We start from the raw sequence: 381 nt of genomic DNA, 5'->3' as shown, positions 1-381 counted from the left end.
CGCGCTGTTGGCACCTCTGGAACAGCTCTTTCCGAAGCGCAATGAAAAGCGAGACGTTAATGACGAGCGCGTGCTGAGTGATACCATCTTCCGCCCCCGTGGATCCTGCGCCACTACGAGCAGGCGGGTCTTCTGGGGCCATCGCGGGATACAAACGGGTATCGCAGTTACAGCCCTGCTGACCTGCGGAAGGCCGACAGCATTCACGATATGATCGCGACCGGTTTCTCCACACGCGAGATACTGGCCATGTCACCGTGCCTGACCGACGAGGGCGCGAGGGCCTGCGAAGCGGGCCTGACCGATCTGCGGCATAAGCTTGCCCAGATCGACCGCCTGATCGGTGATCCCAAAGCCCGCCGCAGCGCGACGTTCGACCGG

1 protein-coding gene is annotated in these 381 nt (G+C 62.5%); it reads left to right on the top strand.

Going from position 1 to position 381, the window contains the following annotated elements:
• Positions 1-102 precede the first annotated feature (102 nt).
• The coding region (locus tag O4H53_RS27260; RefSeq protein WP_443069652.1) for a MerR family transcriptional regulator at positions 103-381 on the top strand (279 nt) is incomplete at its 3' end.

Source organism: Sulfitobacter sp. G21635-S1 (genome assembly GCF_027213915.1).
Taxonomy (GTDB): domain Bacteria; phylum Pseudomonadota; class Alphaproteobacteria; order Rhodobacterales; family Rhodobacteraceae; genus Sulfitobacter.
This window is presented reverse-complemented; position numbering and strand designations above follow the sequence as displayed.